At 62.6% G+C, this 6,549-nt stretch carries 2 protein-coding genes and 1 pseudogene; all 3 read left to right on the forward strand.

All coding sequences use genetic code 11. From position 1 onward, the window contains the following. Nucleotides 1-598 precede the first annotated feature (598 nt). The 3 genes and pseudogenes from VKI00_RS10205 (at nt 599) to VKI00_RS10215 (ending at nt 6,319) form a co-directional block, all read left to right on the forward strand. Complete coding sequence (locus tag VKI00_RS10205; protein ID WP_324437291.1) at nt 599-1,612, forward strand: aldo/keto reductase; 1,014 nt, start codon at nt 599-601, stop codon at nt 1,610-1,612. Nucleotides 1,613-1,878: 266 nt separating this feature from the next. Continuing rightward, nucleotides 1,879-5,049, forward strand: a pseudogene (locus tag VKI00_RS10210) (efflux RND transporter permease subunit). Further along, the gene (locus VKI00_RS10215) at nt 5,039-6,319 is read left to right on the forward strand and encodes an efflux RND transporter periplasmic adaptor subunit (protein ID WP_324437293.1); all 1,281 of its coding nucleotides are present in this window, start codon (nt 5,039-5,041) and stop codon (nt 6,317-6,319) included. Before VKI00_RS10210 ends, VKI00_RS10215 begins: the two are co-directional and overlap by 11 nt. Nucleotides 6,320-6,549 lie beyond the last annotated feature (230 nt).

The following is a 6,549-nucleotide window of genomic DNA, read 5'->3' on the forward strand; positions in this document are numbered from 1 at the left end:
AGGATCAGCGCATCCTTCTCCGCATGGGATAGTTTGCTGAGGTCGGGGGTGCTGCTCACCCCCGCTTTAGAATCGACTCACTCGTTACCGCGTCAAGCAAAATCTTGCGGATGCCCGCCGAGGCCGGGTTGAGCAGTTACAAAGCAAACTCAGTGACATACGTGCCGGCTGACCAGGCTTGCTGCGGGTCAGTCTATTCGGGGCATGCATGTCCCAATGACCCGCGCCGCCTTTGGCGTCGTGCGGCGCGGTACCGATCTCTGATCGGCCTCATAGGAGTTGCATGATGAAAAGAACTGCACTCGCACTGGTTATTGACGGCCAGTGTCGGCGCCAGCGGATGCGACACACCGGCGAACCATTCGCAATGCCGCCACTCCCTGCCACAACCGGGTATCCAGGCCTGATCGGCCACGGGAGGCCTGGACATGGACCGCCGTCGTCGATGCCGTCCGATGGTGTGATCACCGTCTATACCCGAACACCGAATGCCCAGGTCCCGCCTACGCCGCCGCTCGCGCGCCGGCTTGACGCCTGAACCACAATTTCGCCCGCGGCCGCTTTGCAAGCCGCATCCCCATCACACAAGAGGTTTCACATGGCCCAGATGACGAATATCGAGACTGCGACCATTCCAGGCACGCGGTTAAGTGCATCCCGCATAGCGCTTGGCACGTGGGCAATCGGCGGCTGGATGTGGGGCGGTACCGACGATGCCCGGGCCATCGCCACCATAAGATCGGCGGTCGACCGAGGCATATCGCTGATCGACACCGCTCCAGCATATGGCTTCGGTCACGCGGAGGAGCTTGTAGGGAGGGCGTTGTCCGAAGCCGGAGCACGCCACAAAGTCGTTATTGCGACGAAGGTCGGGTTGGACTGGCACGATGGCAACGTGTTCCGCAACGCCGGCCGCGCGCGCATCATTAAGGAGGTTGAGGACTCGCTGCGACGCCTACGCACCGACGTCATCGACGTCTACCAGGTGCATTGGCCCGATCCGATGGTACCGATCCAGGAAACCGCCGAGGCGATGCTCGATCTCTATCGCGCGGGAAAGATTCGCGCGATCGGCGTGAGTAATTTTAGCGTCGAACAGATGGAAGTGTTTCGCACAGTCGCGCCATTGCACACGGCGCAACCACCCTTCAATCTCTTCGAGCGTGACAGTGCCGCTGCGATGCTTCCGTATTGCCGGGACAGGGGCATTGCCACTCTGGCGTACGGCCCGCTGTGTCGTGGCTTGCTGTCGGGGCGGATCACACGCAACACAGATTTCGTTGGCGATGATCTCCGGCTGGCGGACCCGAAATTCCAGGAGCCACGCCTCCATCAATATGTGGCAGCCGTGGAGCAGCTCGACCGCTTTGCACGAGCGAATTATGGCAAGCGCGTGATCCATCTGGCGATGCGATGGGTCCTGGACCGCGATGGGATCACTTTCGCACTCTGGGGCGCCCGCCGACCGGAACAACTGGACGCGACAGCGGAGATAGCCGGTTGGAAGATCGATGCCGATGCCATGGCCGAGATCGACCGAATTGTCGCCTCGTGCGTCAAGAACCCGGTTGGACCCGAATTTATGGCACCCCCTGATCGGCTGGCTGCCTAGGCGAGAAAGGACGCGTATTGGGGTTCAGGACCTGATTGTCACGCAGGACGGTCGCTTTATTCAACTGATGCATACATCGATGCTCAATCGCCAGGCTGCATAAGTGTAGCGCCAACATTAGGTCAGAGTGACAAGACCGGCCAAGCCAGGCCGGTCTGCGCCCTTCGATGCGTCTGCCGCAGGCCCGACCGTTCCGAAACGATACCGAGATCACGGACCGAGCATCGGCTCGACCGGTCCTGACCAAGTTCTGGGAGTGATTGCACATGTGGATCGTCAAGGTTGCACTCAACCGCCCCTACACCTTCGTCGTACTGGCGCTGCTGATCCTGATCATGAGCCCACTGGTGATCCTGAGGACACCCACGGACATCTTTCCGAATATCAATATTCCGGTCATCGCGGTGGGCTATACATTCACCGGGCTGAATCCCGAGGAGGTCGAAGGCCGGCTTACCACCCCCTTCGAGCGGTCGCTGACGGCGCTCGTCGACAACATCCAGCACATCGAGTCGACCAGCTACAACGGCCAAGCCATCATCAAGATCTTCCTGCAGCCGGGCACCAGCCTCGACACAGCCAATGCACAGGTTACCGCCGCTGCCCAAGCGACGTTGCGGCAATTGCCGCCCGGCACGGAGCCGCCGCTGGTCCTCGACTTCAGCGCCTCCAGTGTGCCGATCCTGCAACTCGGCTTATCCGGCCAGGGATTATCGGAGCAACAGCTCAATGACCTCGGCCTGAATTTCCTGCGCACCCAGTTGGTCACCGTACCCGGTGCGGTGGTCCCGTACCCGTACGGTGGCAAGCAGCGCCAGGTGATGATCAACTTTAACCCGGCCCTGCTGCAAGCAAAGGGACTCTCACCCGCCGATGTTCTAACCGCCGTGGCGGCGCAATACCTTGTACTGCCCTCGGGCACCGCGAAGATCTCGCAGTTCGAATATGACGTGCGCACCAACGCGACCACGCGCACGGTCCAGCAACTCAACGATCTGCCGATCAAGACGATCGGCAACGCCACCATCTATCTGCGCGATGTCGCCACCGTCAGCGACGGGTTCGCGCCGCAGACCAACGTCGTGCGCCAGAACGGCCAGCGCGGCGTCCTGGTGAGTATCCTGAAAGCTGGCAACGCCTCCACCATCGACGTGGTCACCGGCATTCGTGCCATGCTGCCGCGCGTCGCACAGACGTTGCCGCCGCAATTGCAAATAAAACCGGTCGCCGACCAGTCGATCTTCGTCAAGGCCGCCGTCGGCGGCGTGATCCGCGAAGCGGTGATCGCCGCCTGCCTGACCGCGCTGATGATCCTGCTCTTTCTCGGCAGTTGGCGCAGCACCATCATCATCGCGGTTTCCATTCCGCTGTCGATCCTCAGCTCGGTGATGGTGCTCAGCGTCCTTGGTCAGACCATCAACATCATGACGCTCGGCGGATTGGCGCTCGCTGTCGGCATTCTGGTGGACGACGCGACGGTCACGATCGAGAACATGGAGCGCTAACTGGAGGAGCGGCAGCCGCTGCGGGGCGCCATCCTCACCGGCGCGTCGCAGATCGCGGTTCCCGCCCTGGTCTCGACGTTGTGCATCTGCATCGTGTTCGTGCCGATGTTCCTGTTGAACGGCGTCGCCCGCTATCTGTTCGTGCCGCTGGCTGAGGCGGTGGTCTTCGCGATGCTCGCCTCGTATGTGCTTTCGCGCACGCTGGTGCCGACGATGGCAATGTATCTCCTGCGGGCGAAGCCGCACGGCGCCAGGCGCTCGCGCAATCCGCTGGTGTGGTTCCAGCTTGGGTTCGAACGCCGCTTCGAGCAGTTGCGTCACGCCTATCGCGACGCGCTCACCCTGCTCGTGCAACGCCGTGCCCTATTCATCCCGGGCTTCATGCTGTGCTGCGTCGCGACCTTCCTGCTGGTACCGTGGCTCGGCCAGGATTTCTTCCCCAATACGGACAGCGGGCAGTTCATCCTGCACATGCGCGCAAAGACCGGAACTCGCATCGAGGAGACCGCGCGGCTTGCCGACCTGGCCGAGGACGTCATCCGACACTCCATCCCGCCGCGCGAGATGGACACGATCCTCGACAATATCGGGCTGCCCTACAGCACCATCAACCTGACCCACATGTCCTCAGGCGTGATCGGCGCGGCCGACGCCGATATCATGGTGTCGCTCACGCCCGGTCACCGGCCGACCGCGCGCTACGTCGGCGAGATCCGCCGTGAGCTGGCGCGCAAATTTCCCGGCGTGACGTTCTATTCCCTGCCGGCCGACATCATCACACAGATCCTCAACTTCGGCGTGCCATCGCCGATCGACATCCAGATCGACGGCAACGACATCCTGGCCAACCGCGCTGTCGCCGACCGTATCCTCGAGCAAGTACGCTTGGTTCCCGGCGTCGTCGATGCGCGAATTCAGCAACAATTCGACTACCCGGATTTCGAGGTCGATGTCGACCGTACCAGGGCGCAGCAGAACGGCCTGACCGAGCATGACGTGGCGACCAGCGTGCTGGATACGCTGAGCGGCAGTTTCCAGACTGCACCGCAGTTCTTCCTGAACCGGCAGAACGGCGTGAACTACAACGTCTCCGCTCAGGCACCTCAATACGACATCCAATCCTTTCGCGATCTGCAGAACATCCCGGTCACCGGACCCGCGGAAACCGGGCCGACAATCGTCGCCAACGTCGCCACCATCAAGCGGTCGCAGGAGATGGCCGCGGTCGACGAGTACAACCTCCGGCGGGTGATCGACATCTACACCAACGTGCAGGGGCGCGATCTTGGCGCGGTCGGCCGTGATATCGGGCGGATCGTCGATGCCAACCGCGGCCACCTGCCACGCGGCAGCTTCATCGCGGTCAAGGGTCAGCTGGAGACAATGCAGGACGCCTATGCGAGCTTGGCAGTCGGTCTCGGCTTTTCGATCCTGCTCGTCTATTTGCTGATCGTGGTGAATTTCCAGTCCTGGCTGGACCCGTTCATTATCATCACCGCGCTGCCGGCGGCGTTGGCCGGGATCGTCTTGTGCCTGTTCTTAACTGGGACGACGCTGAGCGTGCCGGCGCTGATGGGCGCGATCATGTGTATGGGCGTTGCCACCGCCAACAGCATCCTGATGGTGTCGTTCGCCCGCGAGCACCTGGCCGAGCACGGCGATTCGGTGCGGGCTGCGGTCGAGGCAGGCTTCACCCGCTTTCGGCCGGTGCTGATGACCGCATCGGCGATGATCATCGGCATGGTGCCAATGGCGCTCGGCGCCGGTGACGGCGGAGAGCAGAACGCGCCGCTCGGCCGCGCCGTCATTGGTGGCCTGCTACTGGCGACCGTCGCCACGCTGGTCTTCGTTCCCACGGTCTTCTCCCTGCTGCATGCCAGGCGCTCGCCCGGGCCGATTGCAGGATCCGACGCCTCAACCAATGCAGAATGAGGAGTTTGACGACATGATGCTCAAGGACCCGGAAACTCGACACCTCGCAATACCTGAGGTCGAGCGAAGCGCATGGCCGGCAAGGCGGCGCAGCACGTCGGCGCTGTTGACGGTAGCAGCGGCGGCCGCGCTGCTCGGTGCCGGCATTTACAGCGGCATACACGATCGCGAGCACGCTGAGGCCGCGCTTGCCGCCGAGACCACGGCGGCGGCTTCGCCGGTGGTCGAGGTGGTACATCCGCAGGGTGACGCGCCAGACCTGGCGCTGGTGCTGCCGGGCCAAACCACCGCCTTCATCGACACGCCGATCTACGCCCGCACCAGCGGCTATCTGAAGGCCTGGAACTACGATATCGGCGCGCATGTCCACAAGGGCGATCTGTTGGCCCGGATCGAAGCCCCGGAAGTCGACCAGCAACTCGCTCAGGCGCGCGCGCAATTGGTGCAGATGCAGGCGGCGATCGCGCAGTCGCAGGCGAACGAGGAACTCGCCAGGGTGACGACCAGTCGCTCCTCGGTATTGGTTAGCCAGGGCTGGACCAGTCATCAGCAGGGCGACCAGGATCGGCTGACTTACGCTAGCAGCATCGCCGCCGTTGCCGTGGCGCGCGCCAATCTGCAGGCACAGCAGGCGCAGGTGGACCGACTGGAAGAGCTGACCGGCTTCGAGCGTGCGGTCGCCCCATTCGACGGCATCGTCACTGCGCGAAATACCGACGTCGGATCCCTGATCAATGCGGGGGCCGGTGGGCCGGCCCAAGAACTCTTTCACATGACGGCAACCGAGACGCTGCGTATCTTCGTCGCGGTGCCTGAGCTCTATGTTCCCGCCATGCACGCGGGCGAGGCGGCCGCGGTGACGCTCGATGAATATCCAGGGCAGGTCTTCCACGGAACACTGTTGCGCACCGACAACGCGATCAACCCCGCATCGCGCACTCTGCTGGTCGAGGTTGACGTGGATAATGCCGAGGGCAAGTTGTTGCCTGGCGCCTACGTGTTTGTCCATTTCACGCTCCCGGGGCGGGCTCGGTCGGTGACTGTTCCTGCTAACACGCCGCTGTTTCGCAGCGAGGGGCTGCGGGTTGGTGTCGTGCACAACGCTACCGCGGAGTTGGTCCCGATCACCATTGGGCGCGACTACGGCGATCGCGTGGAAGTGCTGTCGGGACTGAAGGTCACAGACCAGGTAATCCTCAACCCTTCCGATTCGTTGATCAGTGGCAACCCGGTGCGCAGTGCGACCAGCAAGCCGTTGAAGTCGGGGTGAGGAAGCCCGAGGCGACGATGCACGGTTCAGGCTGGTGCCGGTGGTGATCAGGCAAAATAGTCAAACCCCGGCCGGCGCGCCATCTCATCACACCGCAGCGCTCCACCAGCTGCCGCTTCGGAAATCCGAAGTCGGCATCGGGCATTTTGATATAGGGACTCGGGAAGTGGGGTAATCTTGCCAACATCGATCAAATCGCTGGGCTGCTACAAAAATGGGCCATACGTTAC

Source organism: Mycobacterium sp. (assembly GCF_035314665.1).
Taxonomy (GTDB): domain Bacteria; phylum Actinomycetota; class Actinomycetes; order Mycobacteriales; family Mycobacteriaceae; genus Mycobacterium.